This window comes from Streptomyces sp. NPDC030245, from assembly GCF_055572995.1.
The window spans coordinates 523452-542590 of the sequence record NZ_JBVICF010000002.1; the positions used below are offsets into that span (position 1 = coordinate 523452).

At 72.4% G+C, this 19139-nt stretch carries 13 protein-coding genes; 4 read left to right on the forward strand and 9 right to left on the reverse strand.

Annotated elements, in window-relative coordinates; translation table 11 throughout:
* Nucleotides 1–31: 31 nt before the first annotated feature.
* Complete coding sequence (lysX, locus tag ACZ4Z4_RS06840) at nt 32–3310, reverse strand: bifunctional lysylphosphatidylglycerol synthetase/lysine--tRNA ligase LysX (protein WP_468323212.1); 3279 nt, start codon at nt 3308–3310, stop codon at nt 32–34.
* Nucleotides 3311–3418: 108 nt separating this feature from the next.
* Here lysX and ACZ4Z4_RS06845 point away from each other — a divergent pair, with 108 nt between their 5' ends.
* Nucleotides 3419–3880, forward strand: a complete 462-nt coding sequence (locus tag ACZ4Z4_RS06845) for a universal stress protein (protein WP_362989340.1) — start codon at nt 3419–3421, stop codon at nt 3878–3880.
* 132 nt (nt 3881–4012) lie between these two features.
* On the forward strand, nt 4013–5443 hold the full coding sequence (locus tag ACZ4Z4_RS06850) for an amino acid permease (protein ID WP_468323215.1): 1431 nt from the start codon (nt 4013–4015) through the stop codon (nt 5441–5443).
* Between the two features lie 7 nt (nt 5444–5450).
* On the opposite strand, the gene ACZ4Z4_RS06855 is transcribed toward ACZ4Z4_RS06850, so the two are convergent.
* Nucleotides 5451–6668 carry a CapA family protein gene (locus tag ACZ4Z4_RS06855; RefSeq protein WP_468323218.1) on the reverse strand — a complete coding sequence of 406 codons (1218 nt, stop codon included), beginning with the start codon at nt 6666–6668 and terminating at the stop codon, nt 5451–5453.
* A 286-nt stretch (nt 6669–6954) separates the two neighbouring features.
* Here ACZ4Z4_RS06855 and ACZ4Z4_RS06860 point away from each other — a divergent pair, with 286 nt between their 5' ends.
* Both ACZ4Z4_RS06860 and ACZ4Z4_RS06865 read left to right on the forward strand, forming a co-directional pair.
* Nucleotides 6955–7467 (forward strand): hypothetical protein, encoded by a 513-nt coding sequence (locus ACZ4Z4_RS06860; RefSeq protein WP_468323221.1) that lies wholly within the window; start codon nt 6955–6957, stop codon nt 7465–7467.
* A gap of 90 nt (nt 7468–7557) precedes the next feature.
* Nucleotides 7558–8220, forward strand: coding sequence for a zf-HC2 domain-containing protein (locus ACZ4Z4_RS06865; protein WP_468323224.1), 663 nt, complete (start codon nt 7558–7560; stop codon nt 8218–8220).
* Nucleotides 8221–8249: 29 nt separating this feature from the next.
* Here ACZ4Z4_RS06865 and ACZ4Z4_RS06870 read toward each other — a convergent pair whose 3' ends face one another.
* From ACZ4Z4_RS06870 to ACZ4Z4_RS06900, 7 genes are all read right to left on the reverse strand, one after another.
* A complete protein-coding gene (locus ACZ4Z4_RS06870; RefSeq protein WP_468323228.1) occupies nt 8250–9110 on the reverse strand; it encodes an Fpg/Nei family DNA glycosylase in 861 nt (286 codons plus the stop codon).
* Between the two features lie 9 nt (nt 9111–9119).
* Nucleotides 9120–11219: a SpoIIE family protein phosphatase gene (locus tag ACZ4Z4_RS06875; RefSeq protein ID WP_468323231.1), complete on the reverse strand. Its 2100-nt coding sequence runs from the start codon at nt 11217–11219 to the stop codon at nt 9120–9122.
* Between the two features lie 60 nt (nt 11220–11279).
* Nucleotides 11280–12260: a streptomycin biosynthesis protein gene (locus ACZ4Z4_RS06880; protein WP_468323234.1), complete on the reverse strand. Its 981-nt coding sequence runs from the start codon at nt 12258–12260 to the stop codon at nt 11280–11282.
* A gap of 343 nt (nt 12261–12603) precedes the next feature.
* Nucleotides 12604–13647: a 3-deoxy-7-phosphoheptulonate synthase gene (gene aroF, locus ACZ4Z4_RS06885; RefSeq protein WP_468324168.1), complete on the reverse strand. Its 1044-nt coding sequence runs from the start codon at nt 13645–13647 to the stop codon at nt 12604–12606.
* Between the two features lie 177 nt (nt 13648–13824).
* Nucleotides 13825–15066 carry a sensor histidine kinase gene (locus ACZ4Z4_RS06890; protein WP_468323237.1) on the reverse strand — a complete coding sequence of 414 codons (1242 nt, stop codon included), beginning with the start codon at nt 15064–15066 and terminating at the stop codon, nt 13825–13827.
* A 7-nt stretch (nt 15067–15073) separates the two neighbouring features.
* Complete coding sequence (locus ACZ4Z4_RS06895) at nt 15074–15727, reverse strand: response regulator transcription factor (RefSeq protein WP_468323240.1); 654 nt, start codon at nt 15725–15727, stop codon at nt 15074–15076.
* A gap of 267 nt (nt 15728–15994) precedes the next feature.
* Complete coding sequence (locus ACZ4Z4_RS06900; RefSeq protein ID WP_468323243.1) at nt 15995–18883, reverse strand: helix-turn-helix transcriptional regulator; 2889 nt, start codon at nt 18881–18883, stop codon at nt 15995–15997.
* Nucleotides 18884–19139 lie beyond the last annotated feature (256 nt).

The window sequence follows — 19139 nt, forward strand, 5'->3', positions numbered from 1 at the left end:
AACACCCGTGACGGTCCTGGAAAGCACCCGTTCAGACGCGGCGGACGAGGGGGAAGGGCAGGGTCTCCCGGATGGTCAGGCCGGTGAGGAACATGACGAGCCGGTCGACGCCGATGCCGAGGCCGCCGGTGGGCGGCATCGCGTACTCCAGGGCGTCGAGGAAGTCCTCGTCGAGCTCCATGGCCTCGGGGTCTCCCCCGGCGGCGCGCAGCGACTGCTCGGTCAGGCGGCGGCGCTGCTCCACGGGGTCGGTCAACTCCGAGTAGGCGGTGCCCAGTTCGGTGCCGAAGGCGACGAGGTCCCAGCGTTCGGCCAGGCGCGGGTCCGCGCGGTGCCGGCGGGTGAGCGGGGAGACGTCGGTCGGGAAGTCCTTGTAGAAGGTGGGCAGCTCCGTCTTCTCCTCGACGAGCCGCTCGTACATCTCCAGGACGACGTCGCCGCGGCTGTCCTCCGCCGTGTACGGGACGGCGGCCCGTTCGCAGAGCCGGTGCAGGACCTCGGTCGGGGTGTCCGCGTCGATCTCCTCGCCGAGTGCCTCGGAGAGCGCGCCGTGGACGGTCTTGACCGGCCAGGTCCCGGAGATGTCGTGCTCGACGCCGTCCTTGTACGCCACGGGTCTGCCGAAGGCCGCGGTCGCGGCGCCCTGGATCAGTTCGCGGGTGAGGTCGAGCATCACGTCGTAGTCGGCGAAGGCCTGGTAGGCCTCCAGCATCGTGAACTCGGGGTTGTGTTTGTAGGAGACGCCTTCGTTGCGGAAGGTGCGGCCCATCTCGAAGACCTTCTCCATGCCGCCGACGCAGAGCCTTTTCAGGTACAGCTCGGGGGCGATGCGCAGATACAGGTCGAGGTCGTAGGCGTTGATGTGGGTGGTGAAGGGGCGGGCGTTGGCGCCGCCGTGGATCTGCTGGAGCATCGGCGTCTCGACCTCCAGGTAGCCGCGGTCGAGGAGGCCCTGGCGCAGGGCCTGGACGGCGGTGGAGCGGGTCCGGACCACGTCGCGCGCGGCGGGGCTCGCGACCAGGTCGAGGTAGCGGCGGCGCACCTTGGCCTCGGGGTCCGTCAGGCCCCGGCGTTTGTCGGGCAGCGGGCGCAGGCACTTGCCGGTGAGCCGCCAGCCGGTGACGAAGACGGTGAGCTCGCCCCGGTCGCTGGTGCCGACCGTGCCGGTGGCGGTGATGTGGTCGCCGATGTCGGTGCCGGTGGTGAAGCGGCGCAGGGTCTCGGGGCCCGCGGTGGCGCGGGTGAGGGCGAGCTGCCGGTCGCCGGACCAGTCGCGCAGTACGACGAAGACGACGCCGCCGAAGTCTCGTACGAGCATGACGCGCCCGGCCACGGTGACCTGAAGGCCCGTCATGCTGGGCGTGACGACGGCTAGTTCGTGGGTGCGTGGGGGCAGGCCGACCGGGTAGGGGTCGATGCCCGCGGCGCGGAGCCGGTCGAGTTTGCGGTGGCGGATGCGGATCTGTTCCGGGAGCTTCGATGCCGGGTCGGCGCCGGGGGCGTCCCGGCCGAGGCCGAGTGCGGCGATCGGCGGGAGGCCCTCGGTGGTGGCGGGCCGGTCGACGCCGCGGGGCTTGTGGCCGTTGCCCCACAGCTTGCGCAGGGACGGCACGGAGACGAAGCCCTCGGCGATGCCGGAGGCCAGGCTGATGCGGGCGAGTGCGCCGCTGTCGCCGTAACAGATGAAGCGCGGGTACCACTCGGGGTGGTACTTGGCGTTCGAGCGGTAGAGCGCTTCGAGCTGCCACCACTTGGAGAGGAACAGGAGCAGTCTGCGCCACAGCCGCAGCACCGGGCCCGCGCCGATGCGGCCGCCCTCCTCGAAGACCGAGCGGAACACCGCGAAGTTCAGGGAGACGCGGCGCACGCCGTACCTGGGCGCCGCCGCGCACAGTTCGGCGACCATGAACTCCATGACGCCGTTGGGTGCGGTGCGGTCGCGGCGCATCAGGTCCAGGGAGATGCCGTCCCTGCCCCACGGGACGAGGGAGAGCAGGGCGAGGAGCCTGCCGTCGGCGTCCAGGGCCTCGACGAGGAGGCAGTCGCCGTCCTCGGGGTCGCCGAGCCGGTCGAGGGCCATGGAGAAGCCGCGCTCGGTCTCGGTGTCCCGCCAGGCGTCGGCCTTGTCGACGATCTCCTCCATCTCCTCGTCGGTGAGGGTGGAGTGGCGGCGGATGCGGGTGGTGGCGCCGGTGCGGCGGACGCGGTTCACGGCCTGGCGGGTGACGCGCATGTCGCGGCCGTCCAGGTCGAAGTCGTTGACGTGCAGGATCGCCTCGTCGCCGAGTTGCAGCGCGCCGAGCCCGGCGCGGGCGTACGCGGTCGCGCCGTCCTCGGAGGCGCCCATGACCGCGGGGGCCCAGGCGTACCGCCTGGCCACGTCGAGCCAGGCGCCGATCGCATGCGGCCAGGCCTCGCGGTCGCCGACGGGGTCGCCGCTGGCCAGGCAGACGCCGGCCTCGACGCGGTAGGTGACGGCGGCCTTGCCGCTGGGCGAGAAGACGACGGCCTTGTCGCGCCGGGTGGCGAAGTAGCCGAGCGAGTCCTGGTCGCCGTAGGCGCCGAGGAGGGCGCGGATGCGGGGTTCCTCGTCGCCGTGCAGGGCCGCTTCCATGCGCTGGGAGCGGAAGAGCGTGGCGGCGGCGTTCAGCAGGGCGAGGGCGCCGAACAGGCCGAGCCAGAAGTGGAGGGTGCGCGGCGGGGTGCCGTCGAAGTAGTCGCTGCCGTGCGGGAGGCCGCCGCAGACCCGGTTGGCCGCCCACAGCAGGCGCTCGTCGCGCGGGAGGGTGCCGGGGAACAGCTCGATCAGGCCCCAGCCCACCAGGACCGCGACGCCGAGGCCCGCGACCAGGACGGCGACGGCCCGCCAGACGGCGCCGTGCCGCGAGTCCGCGGAGAACTCGGCGCGGGCGAGGAGCAGCACGACGAAGGCGGCGCCGCAGACGACGAACGAGGGCAGGCACTCCGCCCAGTAACCGAGCGCCGCGCCGACCACGTCGGAGGCGAGCAGCAGGCCCAGATAGCTGACCACGAGCCACCACGCGACCTTCTTGCGGGCGGCGGTGGCGGCGGCGAGCAGGAAGAGGAAGACGGCGTACGCGAGGTTCGCGCTGACCGGGACGGTGACGAGGTCCAGGAAGCGGATGACGGGCATGAGGAGGCGGCGCAGCGGCGCGACGACGGCGAGGACCGCGCAGAAGACGCCGAGGGCTCCGAAGAAGGCGGCGAACCCTTCGGGGACGCGGCCGAGGAAACCGTCTCGGGAGCGTATCCGCCCGCCGGACGCGGGCGCCTCCGTGCTGACAGTCATGGGCACGACTCTAGGAAGAGGTGCGCCGGGGCGCGCGCCGAGCGCGGCGGAACGGGGCACGACCGCCCGGAACACAGGCGGTAGGACTGCTTCCGCTAGCCTCTCGGCGTGAGCGCAGACCAGTCCCAGCAGTTCGAACGCGGCACCGACGGGCCCAAGGTGATCGTGGTCGGAGTCGATGGCTCCGATTCATCGCTCCGCGCGGCGGCATATGCCGGAGGCCTGGCCCGGCGGCAGCGGGCCCTGCTCGCCGTCGTCTACATCCAGCCGGTGCTCGCCGCGGGCGCCGCGTTCGGTGTGCCGGTCGCCGAGACCACCGACGAGATCGCCGAGGGGCTGATCGCGGAGATCCGGGCCGCGACGGAGCGGGTGAAGGACATATTCGACGTCCGCTGGGAGTTCCACACGTTCCGTGGCGACCCCTACACCGGCCTGGTCACCGCCGCGGACGACCTGAAGGCCGACGCCGTCGTCGTCGGCGCCTCCGAGCAGGCGGGCCACCGCATCGTCGGTTCGGTCGCCGTCCGTCTCGTGAAGGCCGGCCGGTGGCCGGTGACCGTGGTTCCCTGACCCCCCGCACCTGAATGGCCCCCGCCGTGACGACGCCCCGGACACCCGGGGTGTGGCGTCTTCCGTCGCGCCCCGGGCTGGGCCATCATGATCCGCCATCAGCCGACTGCCGTCTGCGAAGAGGTGGAGATCATGTCGGGACTCCGGATGGGACAGGGCGTGCTGCGCCGCAAACCCATCGAGCGCATCGACGACACGGAGACGGGGGCGGGCGGCGGGCTCGCGAAAACCCTCGGGCTCTGGCAGCTCACCGCGATCGGTGTCGGCGGCATCATCGGTGCCGGCATCTTCAGCCTCGCCGGCGCCGTGGCGAACGGCACGGCGGGCCCCGCGGTGCTGATCTCCTTCCTGATCGCGGGGGTCGCGAGCGCGGCCGCCGCCTTCTCGTACGCCGAGTTCGCGGGCATGATCCCGAAGGCCGGGTCGGCGTACACCTACGGTTACGTGGTGCTCGGCGAGCTGACCGGCTGGTTCATCGGCTGGGACCTGCTGCTGGAGTACACCGCCATCGTCGCGGTCGTCGCGATCGGCATCTCCGGCTACTTCGGCTTCCTGGTCGAGGAACTGGGAGCCGAGCTGCCGAGCTGGATGATGGGCGCGCCGGGCACCGGCGACGGGCACAAGGTCGACCTCTTCGCCGCGGTGCTGTGTCTGCTCATCGCGTATCTGCTGACACTCGGCATCAAGAACGCCGCGCGCTTCGAGATGATCGTGGTCGTGCTGAAGGTGATCGTGGTGCTCGTCGTGATCGCGGTCGGCTTCTTCCACATCGAGACCGGCAACTACGAGCCGTTCTTCCCGTACGGGATCAGCGGCGCGTTCACAGGCGCGGCGACCGTCTTCTTCGCGGTCTTCGGTTACGACGCGATGAGTACGGCCGCGGAGGAGTCCAAGGACGCGCAGCGGCACATGCCGAAGGCGATCCTCTACTCCCTCGCCATCTCGATGGTGCTGTACGTGCTCGCCTGCCTGGTCCTGACGGGCATGCAGAGCTACAAGGACGTCGACCCGGAGAGCGGCTTCTCCACGGCGTTCAAATCGGTGGGGCTCGGCGGTCTCGCGGACGTCATCGCGGTGGGTGCGATCATCGGCATCCTCACGGTGATGTTCACGTTCATGCTGGGCTGCACCCGGGTGTGGTTCAGCATGTCGCGCGACGGCCTCCTTCCCAAGTGGTTCGCCAAGACGCACCCGACCCGGCACGTGCCGACGCGCGTGACCTGGATCGTGGGGATCGCGTCGGCCGCCATCGCCGGGTTCCTGCCGATCGGCGAGGCGGCCGAACTGACCAACATCGGCATCCTGTTGGCGTTCGTCGTGGTGTGCATCGCGGTGATCGTGCTGCGCTACAAGCGCCCTGATCTGCCGCGCACCTTCCGCTGCCCGGGGATGCCGGTGGTGCCCGCGATCGGAGTGATCTTCTCCATCTGGTTGATCACGTTCCTCCAGTGGCAGACCTGGGCGCGGTTCGCCGTGTGGTTCGCGCTCGGTCTCGTCGTGTACTTCGGGTACTCCTACCGGAAGTCGGAGCTGGCGAAGGCAGAACGCGGCACCGAGACGTGACGCGGGTCTACTTCCCCATGACCAGGCCGTGCTTGCCCGCGCCGCGGCTGAGGACGACGCGGCGGATGCGGTCGCGTACGTCGCGTACGTCGGCGCCGCGGGCCGGCGCCCGGTTGAGGTTCACGACGCGCGCGGCGTCGGGGTCGAACCACATCGGCAGGAACTCGGCCTTGGTCACCTTCCAGCGGGTGCCCGGCCGTGCGGGCGGCGCGAAGGTGAAGCGGCCGATGGTGCCCTGGTTGCCGCGCGGGTCGTGGGCGCCCTCGTGGTTGATCATCTCGCCGGCGATCTGGTCGCCCATGCCGTAGACGACCCAGGTGCCGTGCACCTTCTCGTAGGCCTGCGGGACGTGGGCGTGCGTGCCGATGACGAGGTCGATGTCCGGGCGCCCGCCCGTCCGCGACGCCGTGAGCCGCTTGCCGAGCCGCAGCTGCTGCCGGTTGGGCTCGTCCTGCCACTCCGTGCCCCAGTGCAGGCTGACGACCACGACGTCGGCGCCCGCCTTCCGGGCCCGCCGGGCGTCCGCGACGATCTTGTCGCGGTCGATGAGGTCGACGGTCCAGGGCTTTCCCTTGGGAAGCGGATAGCCGTTCGTGCCATAGGTGTACGCGAGCTGCGCGACCTTGGCGTCGCCCGCCCGCAGCCACGCCGGCTTCTTGTCCTCGGCGGCCGAGCGGGCCGAGCCCACGTGCTTGACCCCTGCCTTGTCGAGCGCGTCCAGAGTGCGGCGCACCCCCGCCGCGCCGTCGTCGAGGGTGTGGTTGGAGGCGGTGGAGCACGAATCGTACCCGGTGGCCTTGAGGGCGCGGGCCACCTGGGGCGGGGACCTGAAGTCGGGGTAGCCGCTGTAGTCGCCGTCCGCTCCGTAGACGGTCTCCATGTGGCAGATCGCCAGGTCCGCCTTGCTGATGACGGGCTTGGCGCCGGCGAGCATCGGCGCGAAGTCGTAGCCGTCGCCGTCCGCGTCGGCGCGTGCCTTGCGGATGATCGAGGCATGGGGCAGGACGTCTCCGGAGGCGGCGAGCGTGAAGCCGCGCCGCGCGGCCGCGCCGGCCGGGGAGTGTGCCGGGGCCGGGCCCGAGGAGCAGGCCGCGGGGCCCGTGGCGCCCGCGATCAGGAGGGCCGCCGCGGCGGCCGCCGTGGGGCGCGGACGCAGGGTCCGCGGTCCGTTTCTCGAGGTGACGGTGGTTCGCGAGTGCCGTGTGGTCCGTGCGTGGTGCTTCATCGGCGGGCTCCGTGGGTGGGGGCGATATCCAGCCAGACGAATCCACATACGGAATTATCGGATAATCAAGCAGCAAGGCCGCCGGAGTCCCTGAAACGGCGTCAAACGGCTCTGCCTGTGACGCGAACAACACACCGCGGCCCACCTGCGGTGAAACCGGGGCCCGGGTCAAGGCTCCGTAAAGCGCCTTGCTCCGCACCCCTTCCGGGTAATCGGCTGTCCTCACCGTGTACCGGATTGGGGGGCCAGAGCCGGAGCGCGCGCGGACCGGAGGAAGGCGGAACGGATGCGGCACGAGAGCAGAGGGAACACGGACGGCCCCCGGGAGGGCGGACTGGCCGTTCCGATGGCGTGGTTGTACGCCGAGTACATCGCCGACGAGCTGCTGCGCACCGGCGATCTGATGCCGCCCACGTCGTTCGAGTACCGGGCGGGGCGCGACGCCCTCGCGCTGACGATCTTCCTGTCGGACAGCGAGGGCGAGCTCTCCGGGATCCGCGTGATCTCCCAGCTGGAGACCTGGCTGAGCCTGACCGCGTACGGCCAGCCGTGGCAGGACTGGGTCAGGGAGCGGATGGCGCTCCGCACGGCGGACGCCGTCGCCGCGGGCGGCCCGCGGCCCGACCTGGAGCTCGCCGAGCGGGCGTGGCGCTGGCTTCGGGAGACCGAGCTGCTCGCCCCCGACCTGGACGCGGTGCCCGGCCGCGGCGGGCAGGGCGAGGAGGACGGGCCGAAGGTGTGGACGCCCGCGTGGCGGCTCGGGCTGCCGCTGAGCCACCTGGCGATCCATCTGTTCTGAGCGGGCCCCGGCCCTTGAGTGATTCGGCGGTCCGCTGCGTACCGGAGGAGGAACAGCACCCGGCAGCGACACCGAACGGCAAGGATCTCCATGAGGCCCCTGGAGCGGCACTGCGACGCGGGCGCCTACGCGCTCGGCGTACTGGACGAGGCGGACACCTGCCGCTTCGAGGATCACCTCGCGGGCTGCCCCGACTGCCTCTTCTCCCTCGACGAACTCCATCCGGCCGCCCGGCAGTTGGAGCTGTACGGGCGGGTGACACCGGCCCCCGTGGAGCCGTTCGCCGCGCCCTCCGCCGGCCTTCTGGACCGCCTCCTGCGGGCGGCGGGGCGGCTGCGCGCGGCGCGGCGCGGGTGGCGGTTGTGCGGGGTCGCCGTCGGGGTCGTGCTGGCCGTCGGCGCCCCCGCCGTGACCGCCGTGACCGCCGTGACCGCCGTGACGGCGAACCAGCCGGGCCCGGTGCGGATCAGCGCGCGGGACGCCCGCAGCGGGGTCTCGGCGACGCTGACCGCCCGGGACCGGTCCTGGGGCACGGAGATCGGGCTCACGGTGCGGGACGCGGCGGCCGACGGGCGGGTCTGCGAACTGGTCGCCGTCGGCGCCGACGGCTCCGAGCAGACCGTCACGACGTGGCGGGTGCCCGCGCCGACCGTGCGGACGCGGGGCGCCGCGGCTCTGCGTACCGCGCAGACGGAGCGGTACGAGGTGCGCACCGCCGACGGGGAACCGCTCCTGACCCTGCCGCGCCCGTGACCTGCGTCGCTGTTTCAGCAGCCGCGCCGCTACTTCAGCAGCCGCGACAGCCGCCGGTCCGCGAGCAGCTTGCCGCCCGTCTGGCACGTCGGGCAGTACTGAAGCGAGGAGTCGGCGAAGGACACCTCCCTGATCGTGTCGCCGCACACCGGGCACGGCTCGCCGGTACGGCCGTGCACGCGCAGGCCGCTCTTCTTCTCCGACTTGAGGCGGCCCGCCGCGACCCCGCGCGAGCGCTCCACCGCCTCGGTCAGCGTGGCCAGCAGCGCCACATGCAGCCCATGGACCTCCTCCTCCGTGAGGCTCGACGTGAGCCGGAACGGGGACATGCGGGCCGCGTGCAGGATCTCGTCGCTGTACGCGTTCCCGATGCCCGCGATCAGGCTCTGATCGCGCAACGCCCCCTTGATCTGCCGCCGTTCACCCGCCAGGAGGCGCGCGAACCGCTCCTCGTCGAAGTCGGCGGCCAGCGGGTCGGGGCCGAGGCGCGCGATGCCGGGCAGCTCCTCCGGCGCCCGCGTGACGTACACCGCCAGGCGCTTCTGCGTGCCCGCCTCCGTGAGGTCGAAGCCCTCCCCCGTCTCCAGGGCCACGCGCAGCGCCAGCGGGCCCTTGCCGGGGCGCGGTACGCCGTCGGGGAGCCGGTCGTGCCACCGCAGCCAGCCCGCCCGGGCCAGGTGTGTGACGAGGTGCGTGCCGTCGGCGTCGACGTCCAGGAACTTGCCGTGCCGCCGGACGGCGGTGACGGTGCGCCCTTCGAGGGCGGTGAGCGGCGGGTCGTACGTCTTGAGGACGCTGATCGCGGTGGGCAGTACGCGCACGATCTCCCGGCCGACCAGATGGTCCGTCAGGAACTCGCGCAACGCCTCTACTTCGGGCAGTTCCGGCATCGTTCTCCCTCACCTCCGCGCTTCGCCGGCGGGCACGACGAACTCGCACCACACGCACTTGCCGCTGCCGCGCGCGTCCACGCCCCACACGTCCGCGAGCCGGTCCACCAGGAGCAGTCCGCGGCCCGACACGCCCGACTCGCCGGCGTCGCGGCGGCGCGGCAGAGCGCTCGACGAGTCCTCCACGTCGACGCGCAGCCGCCGGTCCGTGCCGCTCAGGACCCGCACGGTGACGACCGCGGAGCCGTCGGTGTGCAGCAGGGCGTTGGTGATCATCTCGTCGGCGACCAGCTCGATCTCGTCGGCCCGCTCGCCCGCGCCCCAGGCCCGCACCGCGGCCCGGATCATGTGCCGGGCCTCGGCGAGGGCCTCCGGGTCGCTCGGCGCGACGTGCTGCCGCAGCCGGCCGCCCGAGCGGGGCGCGTCGGCCGGGCGGCGGCGCAGCAGGAGGAGCGCGGCGTCGTCGTCCCCGCCGCGCCGGTCGACGATGCCGCAGAGCCGGTCGGCGAGCCGCTGGAGGTCGCGGGGGCCGACGGCGGCGAGCTCCGCCAGGGCCCGCATGCCGTCGTCCAGGTCGGCGCCCGGCACTTCCACGAGACCGTCGGTGCAGAGCAACAGGGTCTGCTCCGCGTCGAGTTCGAGCGTGGTGACCGGATAGTCGAGCTGGCCGAACTCGGCGGACAGACCGAGCGGCAGGCCGCCGTCGACCGGCATCCGCCGGCAGGAGCCGTCGGTGAGCAGGACGAGCGGGTCGAGGTGTCCTGCCCGGACCAGCTGCACCACACCGGTCGACAGGTCCGCCTCCGCGTACAGGCAGGTCGCGAAGCGGTCGGTGTCCAGCTCGTGCAGGAAGCCGGAGGCGCGGGCCATCACGGTGGCGGGCGTGTGTCCTTCGGCGGCGTACGCGCGCAGGACGATGCGGAGCTGGCCCATGACGGCGGCCGCGTGCGTGTCGTGGCCCTGCACGTCGCCGATGACGGCGCCGACGCGGCCCCCGGGCAGCGGGATCACGTCGTACCAGTCGCCGCCGATGTCCCGGCCGAGCGCTGCCGAGCGGTACCGGACGGCGATCTCCGCGCCCCGCACGCCGGGGATGGTGCGCGGCAGCATGGCCTGCTGAAGGCCCTGGGCGAGGTCCTTCTCCTGCTCGTAGAACATGGCGCGTTGCAGGCTCTGCGCGATGCTGCTGCCGAGCGCGACCAGGACGTTGCGCTCCTCCTCGGTGAAGCCGGTCTTGTTCTGGTAGAGCAGTCCGAGTACGCCGATGGGGCGGGCCTGCGCGATCAGCGGGAGGTACGCGGCCGCGGTGATGCCGAGTTCGTCGATGTGCGGCCAGAGCAGCGGGTAGGACTCCGCGAAGTCGTCGGCCGTCTCGATGTAGCGCGGCGCGAGGGTGCGGACGACCTCGCTCATCGGGTACTGCTCGTCGACGCCCGTCAGGCGGGTGCCGGGCACGAAGCTCCCCGCGGGCCCCTCGGCGACGAGGCGGATGCGGCCCGCCTCGACGAGCCCCATGACCAGGTTCGACGCTCCCAGGTGGGCCAGGCCGTGGGTGTCCCGCAGCACGTCGATGACGTCGCGCACCGTGCGGGCGTGCGCGAGGGCCGCCGTGGTGCCCTGGACGAGGCTGGTGGTGCGGCGCCGCTCGGCCTCCTCGTCGGCCCGCTCGCGCAGCGCGGCGGGGCTGTCGCCCAGCTCGCGGGTGGCGTCCCTGACGATGCCCACGATGCGGCGGGGCCGTCCGGTGGCGTCCCGCTGGATGCAGCCCTGCGTGTGGGTCCAGCGCAGTGCGCCGGTGCGGCAGCGGATCCGGAAGTAGGCGCCGTATGTGTCGCTGCCGTCCTTCAGGGCGTGCGAGACGATCTGGTCGAGGCGGTGTCCCTCGACGGTCGGGACGCGGAAGGCGAGGGTCTCCGGCCGGTTGTCGTACTCCTCGGGGCGGACGTCGAAGACCTCGTGGGCCGTCGCGTCCATGGTCATCAGGCCCGTGTCGAGGTCCCAGTCGAAGCGGCCCATGCGCAGCGCCGCCCCGTACAGCGCGAGGAAACAGCCGGCCGGCTCACCGGCCGGCTGTCCACAGCGGCATTGCCCCGCCGGGTCGTGCTCCATGGGCCCACGCTAGGCGGAGGCCTCGGCGCGCGCATGTGGGAGGGGCGCCGCCGCTTCCCGCTACGCCGACTCGGCGACCTTGCTCTGGACCCGCACCGCGACCTCCGTCCACATCTCGGCGCTCTCACCGGCGAGGTAGGCCACGACGCCCCGGCAGTGCGGCGGCACCTTGTCGATGATCTGGTCCCATTCCTCCCTGCTGATCGTGTGGATGCTCAGCAGCCGCAGCAGGGTGCGGCCGATCTCGCTGAAGCGCAGCGCCGGGTCCGCCTTGAGGCGCTTGACGGCGGTGGCCCGGTCCTGGGCCACGTCCCGGTCGGGCACGGCCGAGGGCCGGCCGACCCGCGGGGCGGTGCCGCGGTCCTCGCGGTTGGCCCGCTTGCCGCGCTGCGGCACGGGGTCCTCGCCCCGCATCATGCGGTTGCGCACATCGCGCACCGTCTCCGGCGAGATGGCCGCCACCCGGGCCACCTGGCGCAGCGAGAGGCCCGGGTTCTGGGCGATCAGCTCACCGGCGACCCTGCGTCCCTCCGCGCCGTTGATGGGCCGGACGCGGCCGTCGTGGCCGATCCGGGTCTCGTCGCCCTGCCGGCCGCCCGGGGCGCGCCTGCGCAGGTCCGCGACGGTGCCGGGCGCGATGCCGCTGACCGACGCGATCATCCGGTCCGACCACTGCGGGTGCGAGGCGATGATGCGCGCCGCGGCCCGCTTGCGGTCCGCCGTCGTCAGCGGCAGACCGTGTGTGACGTTCGATTCGACGGCGAGCACGAAGGCGTCGTCCTCCGCGCCGTCGAAGTACTTCACCGCGATCTTGCTGCGCCCCTGGAGTTCGGCGGCGCGCAAGCGGTGCAGGCCGTCGATGACCCGCATCGTGGGACGGTGCACGGTGATCGGCGGCAGCGGTGTCTGTACGACCGCGAGTGCCTGCACGTGCTCCGGATCGACTCCGGACGTCCGCGGTGAGTCCGTCGTCGACAGCGAGCCGATCTCGACTTCGACGACCATGAGCCGGTCGATCTCTGCATGCCCAGGTGTTGCCAACTCAACTCCCCCTCAAGCTCTGTTGTCCCCCGTGCGCGCGTCCCGGCACACCGCCAGGCCGCGCCCCAGCGCCGAGTCCCCCTGCCGCCGTCCGTCCGCTCCGGTGTGCGTCGCGTACGCGTCAGCCCTTGGTCGAGGGCCCCTGAAGTGAATGCGTCGCGCGCCGCGCAGGTGTGTTCTCCCGGATTACTGAATTCCACCCGCGCCCTGCACCCCGGTCTCTTCGGCGGGAATCCGCGCGCCCGGCCGCGGGAGAATTTCCCCGACCGGGCACTTTCACCCTAACAACGCGCTTTCGGCCCTGGAACCCCTCACTAATAGCGCGCCACGGGTTCCGCCACCCCTATTCACCCCTACCGGCCCGCGCGCCGGCCACCGGCTGCGCGAGGGTGCGGCCCATCAGCGGTGTCAGCGCGTCGACGGCGCCCGCCACCGAGCCGATCTCCGTGCGGGTCAGGGCTTGCGCGCCGTCGCAGAGGGCCGTCCCCGGCTCGGGGTGCACGTCGATCATCACGCCGTCCGCCCCGACGGCGAGCGCGGCACGGGTCAGCGGAAGGACGAGGTCCCGGCGGCCGCCGGAGTGCGAGGGGTCCACGATCACGGGGAGGTGGGACAGGCGCTGGACCACCGGCACGGCGCTGATGTCCAGCGTGTTGCGGGTGGCGGTCTCGAAGGTGCGGATGCCGCGCTCGCACAGCACGATGTCGAGGTTGCCGCGCTGCGCGATGTACTCGGCGGCCATCAGCCACTCCTCGATGGTGGCCCCGAAGCCGCGCTTGAGGAGCACGGGCCGGCCGGCCGCGCCCACCTCCTGGAGCAGCGCGAAGTTGTGCATGTTGCGGGTGCCGATCTGGAGCATGTCCGCGTATCCGGCGACCAGTTCGACGCTGGCCGGGTCGATGACCTCGGTGACGACGGGGAGCCCGGTCTCCTCCCGCACGTCGGCGAGGATGCGCAGTCCGGTCTCGCCGAGCCCCTGGTACGCGTACGGCGACGTGCGCGGCTTGAAGGCGCCGCCCCGCAGCAGCGCGGCCCCGGCGGTCTGCGCCATCCGTGCGGCGGCCAGGGTCTGCGAGTGGGTCTCCACCGCGCAGGGCCCGGCGATCACGGTCAGGGTGTCGGGGCCGATGGGCACGCCCCCGACGGTCACGACGGAGCGGTCCAGGTGGTGTTCCCTGCTGACCAGCTTGTACGGCACCGAGATGCGCACGACGTCCAGGACTCCGCGCAGGTGGGACAGGTTGAGGGCGCCGAACGCCGCCACGTCTCCCACCAGGCCGACGATCGTCCGGGTGACGCCTCGGCTGACGAAGGCGTCCCCGCCGGCCGTGCGGACCAGTGCGACGACCGCGTCCACATCTTCCTGCGTGGCCTCCGGGGCCATCACGACAACCAAGGGGTTCCTCCCGTGAACGGTGTCCCGGCGGGGCGGGACTGATCGCGAATACGTGATATTCCTCGACCGGATCGAAATCCGCCCGCGCTCCTGGCAATTGCGGAAACCGCGGGGAACCGTCGGGGAAATACGTCGGGCGACCACGGTAGAAGTGCCGGTGCCATTTCCTCAACGGAGACCGGCGCCCTTGTCCAACTGCGCAATATCGATGACGCCTGCGCCCGCCCCGCCCGGCTCACCCCGCTCATCGGACTCGTCCGGCCCCAGCGGAAAGGCGACCTCCACCGCGAGCCCGCCGCCCGGCCGGGCCCGGGCGCTGATCACGGCGTCGTGGGCGAGGGCGATGGCGTGCACGATGGAGAGGCCGAGGCCGTGATGGCCGGCGTCCGCCGTGCGGCCGAGGCGCTGGAAGGGTTCGAAGAGCCGTGCCACCTCGTCCGGCGGCACCGGCGTGCCGGTGTTGGCCACGCAGAGGACGGCGTGCCCGCCCCGGCCACCGGTGGTGATCCGCACCCGCCCGCCGGGGGTGTTGTGGCGCACGGCGTTGTCCACGAGGTCGCGGACCAGGCGCTGGACGAGGGCCGGGTCGCCCAGCACGGCCGCGGCGCCGATGGTGGTCTCCACCCGCAGCCCGCGCCCCTCGATCCGTGGCCGCGCGGCGTGCAGGACCCACTCGGTGACGCGGGCCAGGTCCACTCGCTCCCGGTGCCCGAGGCCCCGCTGACTGCCCGCGAGCGTCAGCAGCGACTCCAGGAGCCCGGCCTGCTGTTCACTGATCTCCAGCAGCCGCTCGAAGTTTGCACGGAACGTTTCCGCGGTGGCGTCGCGGTCGATGAGCGCCTCCTCGATCAGCGCGTGCTCCAGGGTGAGCGGGGTGCGCAGTTCGTGGGCGGCGTTGGCGACGAAGCGCCGGTGGGAGTCGAGCGCCGTCTCCAGACGGCCGAGGAGCCCGTCCACGGTGTCGGCGAGGTCCTTGATCTCGTCCGCGGGTCCCTGGACGGCGAGCCGCTCGTGGAGGGTGTGCGCCGAGACGCGCCGGATGGCGCCGGTCATCGCGCGCAGCGGGCGCAGCGCGCGCCGGGCGACCAGCCGGCCGAGGACGGCGGAGACCGCCACCATGACGGCCAGGGCGATCCCGGACTGCACCAGCAACTCCCGCAGCAGGTCCGCGTGCTGGCGTACCGCCTGTTCGTGCAGCCGTCCGACGATGTCGCCGGTCCTGCCGGCGGTGCGGGTCCCGGGCCCGGCCCCGCCGGGACCCGTTCCGGTTCCGGTTCCGTCGACGACGACCCGGTCCGCGGGGAACCGGGCGACGAGCAGATACGTGAGGGTGAGCAGGACCGCCCCCGAGGCGGCGAACAGCGCGCCGTACAGCAGCGTGAGGCGTGTGGTGAGCGAGGGCAGGCGCATGGGCCCCTCAAATCCGGTAGCCGCTCCGAGGAATGGTCTCGATGACGGGCGGGGTGCCGAGCTTCGGCCGCAGGCGGTTGATCGTCGCCTTGACCGTGGTGGTGAACGGATCCGTCGCCTCGTCCCACACCCGCTCCAGGAGCTCCTCGGCCGACACGACCCGGCCGCGGGCCGCGAGGAGGTACTCCAGGACCGCGAACTCCTTGGGACTGAGCGCCAGTCGCTCCCCGGCGCGCGACGCGACCCGCTGCGCCGGGTCGAGTCTGAGGTCGCCGCGTACGAGGACCGGGGGCAGTGCCTCCCGGGAGCGGCGGCCGAGCGCCCGGATACGGGCCACCAGCTCGGCGTAGGCGAACGGCTTGGGGAGGTAGTCGTCCGCGCCGAGGCCGAAACCCGCGACGCGGTGGGCGGTCGTGCCGGACGCCGTGAGCATCAACACCCGTGCGGGCGCGGGCCGTTCGGCGATCCTGCGGCACACCTCGTCGCCGGGCACGCCGGGCAGGTCCCGGTCGAGCACGACCACGTCGTAGTCGGCCGCGGAGGTGCGTGCGAGGGCGTCCGCGCCGTCGAGGGCCACGTCGACCGCCATGCCCTCGCGGCGCAGCACCCGCGCCACCGACTGCGCGAGTTCGGCGTGGTCCTCGACCACCAGGACCCTCATCGCGGGGGCCTCATCGGGGGACTGATCATGAAGTCCACGGTGCCCGAACCGTCGTCACGCACCGGTCACAACCGGTCGCTTCCGGACGGGTCCGGACTTCCTGTGAACCGGTCACAGATCTTCGGACCGCGGTGTGACCGCCCGCCGCGTAGAAACGGAACCGCACCACCGCGACTGTGCCAGGGCCTCGCGACCTCGCGACACCTCGACAAGGAGATGCCGGCCGTGCTCACCAACGGGGAGACGGACATGACCGATGTCCGGTCGTCAGCCCACGTGCAGCCGGTCACATGCGTCGTGCGGCGCGGCCCCCTCGCGGTCCTCCTCCCCCGGTCCCGCGAGGGGGTTCAGTTTGGCCGCGAGGTCCGCCCGCCGCTGGACGGCGAGCTTGCGGTACGCCCGCGTCAGATGCTGCTCGACGGTGCTGATCGTGATGCAGAGCTTGTCGGCGATCTGCCGGTTGGTGTGGCCACGGACGGCGAGCGTGGCCACACGCAGTTCGGCGTTGCTCAGCTCCTCGGGATGTCGGCGGTTCCCGGACGACCACGGCTGTTCGGCGGGGTGCGGACTGCCGGCGTCGGCCGCCTCGGGCATGCTGGGCACGGGCACGCCGCACTCCCCCGCGAGCCGCTGCGCCTTGCGGGCCAGGGCCCGCGCCTGGCCGACCTTGCCGAGCTCGCGCTGCGCGCGGGCCAACTCGTCGATCGCGCGGACCAGTTCGAGACGGTGTCCGCGGTCCCGCAGGATGTCGATGGCCTCGCCGAGCAGCGGCGGCCGGTGTGCGGCGTCGAGCGTGCCGGCGAGCGTCCGCAGCGAGACGGCTCGCGCGCAGTCGTTCTTCCGGTCGCTGAGGGCAAGTTGCTCCTCGGCCAGGGCACGGGCGCGGTCGCGGTCGCCGAGCGACAGGTGGGCCTCGGCCGCGTCGGTGCGCCAGGGCACCAGCGCGGGCAGGTCGAAGTCCCAGCGCCGCATGAGGTCCCCACAGGTGAGGAAGTCGTCGAGCGCGGCGTAGGGGCGTCCGGCGGCGAGGTAGTAGTGGCCGCGGGCGCGCAGGTAGAGCAGGCCGTCGGCGGTCTGGAACGCGGCGTCCGGCACCGGGACGCTGAGATGGGCGGCGGCCTCGTCGAGCCGCCCCATGACGGTCTTGGTGAACACGGCGGTGGCGACGGGCGAGACGACGGCCACGCCCCAGCCGTCCGCGGGGACGAGGGCGAGCGCGGAGCGCGCCGACTCCCGCGCGGCGACGAGCGCGCCCGTCCTGAGCTCGATGCGCGCCTTGGCCGCGGCGAGCAGCGCCTGCCACATGGGGGCGCGCCGCTCGACGGCCTCCTTCAGGAGCGTCTCGCACCAGAACCCCGCCGCCTCCAAGCGGTCGGCGAGGAGCAGGGAGTTGAGCGCGACCAGGAGCGGTGTCAGCGTGCCGTCGTCGAGGCGGGTGCTCTGCAATATCTGCTCGGCCCGGACCACCACGTCGTCGCCGGGACCGTCGAGGAGGGCCTTCATCAGGGTGGCCGCCCGCCGGTGGGGGCTGCGCGCGAGCGCCGCCGCGTGCGGTGGGCTCGTGTCCTCCGCCGTCGTGTGTTCCGGCGTCCCGCCCAGGCAGGCTCCGGCGGAGGCGGGGAGCCCCGGATAGGCGTACGTCATCCAGCGGCGCGGGCAGTCGTGCCGGTACCGGACGCCGGGGCCGGACCGTCCCGGGGGCGCGGTGCTCTGCCGCTCGACGGCACGGAGCACGTCGAGGGCACGCTCCGCCCGGCCGAACCAGAGGAGGTGGCCGACGAGTTCGTCGGCGTGCCGGGTGCCGAGGCGCCCGTCGAGCGCCGCGGCGGTGAGCTCGGGCAGGTGCTGGGCGACACCGGCCGGGTTGACGCGCCAGCCCGCCCGGGTGAGCGCGGCCCTGATCTCCAGGGTCTGGTCCGGGTCGGTGCTGCTGTCGCGGGCGATGCGCAGGCAGGTGAGGGCGAGGTCGACCTCGTCGTCGGCGAGGGCGCGCTCCGCCGCCTCCATCAGGGTGCGCCGCGCCCAGGGCGCGTCGGCCCTCTCCGCCGCGATGAGGTGCCGTACGACGACGGTCGACGCGGCCCCGTGCTCGTGCAGGACCTGGGCGCAGCGGGCCTCGACGCGGGCCCGGTCGGCGGGCTCCAGGCTCCTGAGCACCGCGGCGCGCCCGGCGTCGTGGCGGAACCAGCCCGCGTCGAGGAGGCCCGCCTCGTTCAGCGCGCGCAGGCTGCGCAGGAGCGATTCCCTGCTGGTCCCGAGGACCTCCACCAGTTCGGCGAGGGACATGTCGGCGCCCGCCACGGCCAGCGCCCAGGCGGTGCGGCGTGTGGCGAGATCGCTGCGGTACAGGCAGGTCGCGACGGCGCGGACGAACGACTCACCCGGCACCAGAGTCGCGGGCGGGATGGTTCCGGCGCCCGTGGCGCGGTGGTCCTCGATGAGCGCGCGGGTCAGCAGCGGGCTGCCGCCGCCCATGTGGTGGATCTCCTGGACCAGCTTGCGCGTCCGCCACCCGGGCTCACCGAATACGGAGATCATTTCTGCGACTCCGGAGCGCGTGAGCGGCCCGAGCCTGATATTTCGGCAGCCCGGCAGGCGCAGCAAATCAACGCGTAATCTCGCGTGACCGGCCAGGAAGCCGCTGTTCTCGCCCAGTACGACCAGAATGCGGCTGACGGCCAGCCGGCGGGCGAGGAAGAGGAGGCATTCCAGGGAGTGTTCGTCGGCATGCCGTGCGTCGTCGATACTGAGCACCAGGGGCCTTTCCCTGGCTTTTTCGAGTAGAATCCCGCAGAGCTCGGGAATCTCGTTCATGGCCACGGCGGGCAGTTCTCCCGCTGCCCGTCGCGTCTGGGCCGAGCCGGCGATGAGCTCCACGAGCCGAGCCGCGCGCCGGGCGTCGGTGGCGGGCAGGTCGGCGCCGAGGAGCAGTTGCCCCATTACCCCGAGAGGCAGGTCGCTCTCCGCGTCCGAGGCTGTGGCCTGCAAGTGCAGTGCGCCGGAGGCGTTGACGCGCGTCTCGAAAGCGCGCAGCAGCGCGGTCTTGCCAGTGGCCACCGCGCCGCTGACCAGAATGACTCCGCCATGCCCGCTCGCAGTCGAGTCGAGCATGTGTTCCATGATCGAAAGTTCTTCACCGCGTTCCACCAAGTTCATGAGCCGACTTCTCCCCCGCGGCTGACGGCTGATCCGTGAGCGGCCGTGAGACCAGCTGGATCAATTCCATCGACTGAACCGGCCACCCGACGGACGACTCTGCCATATCTGAAAATCAACTACCAGCGCTATTTGACTCAATGCCACGCCATTACCGTCACGAATGCGCCACATCCGCGGTAATCGGACGCAGTCGCTCCATATCATTCGGAAACTCTTGCGTATTTGCCTGATGACGGAACTCGGCGAATTTCCG

Bases quoted from the DNA above. Each gene is read 5' to 3' on its own strand.
- lysX (WP_468323212.1), bottom strand. From the start codon at position 3,310: ATGACTGTCAGCACGGAGGCGCCCGCGTCCGGCGGGCGGATACGCTCC.
- ACZ4Z4_RS06850 (WP_468323215.1), top strand. From the start codon at position 4,013: ATGTCGGGACTCCGGATGGGACAGGGCGTGCTGCGCCGCAAACCCATC.
- ACZ4Z4_RS06855 (WP_468323218.1), bottom strand. From the start codon at position 6,668: ATGAAGCACCACGCACGGACCACACGGCACTCGCGAACCACCGTCACC.
- ACZ4Z4_RS06860 (WP_468323221.1), top strand. From the start codon at position 6,955: ATGCGGCACGAGAGCAGAGGGAACACGGACGGCCCCCGGGAGGGCGGA.
- ACZ4Z4_RS06865 (WP_468323224.1), top strand. From the start codon at position 7,558: ATGAGGCCCCTGGAGCGGCACTGCGACGCGGGCGCCTACGCGCTCGGC.
- ACZ4Z4_RS06870 (WP_468323228.1), bottom strand. From the start codon at position 9,110: ATGCCGGAACTGCCCGAAGTAGAGGCGTTGCGCGAGTTCCTGACGGAC.
- ACZ4Z4_RS06875 (WP_468323231.1), bottom strand. From the start codon at position 11,219: ATGGAGCACGACCCGGCGGGGCAATGCCGCTGTGGACAGCCGGCCGGT.
- ACZ4Z4_RS06890 (WP_468323237.1), bottom strand. From the start codon at position 15,066: ATGCGCCTGCCCTCGCTCACCACACGCCTCACGCTGCTGTACGGCGCG.
- ACZ4Z4_RS06895 (WP_468323240.1), bottom strand. From the start codon at position 15,727: ATGAGGGTCCTGGTGGTCGAGGACCACGCCGAACTCGCGCAGTCGGTG.
- ACZ4Z4_RS06900 (WP_468323243.1), bottom strand. From the start codon at position 18,883: ATGAACTTGGTGGAACGCGGTGAAGAACTTTCGATCATGGAACACATG.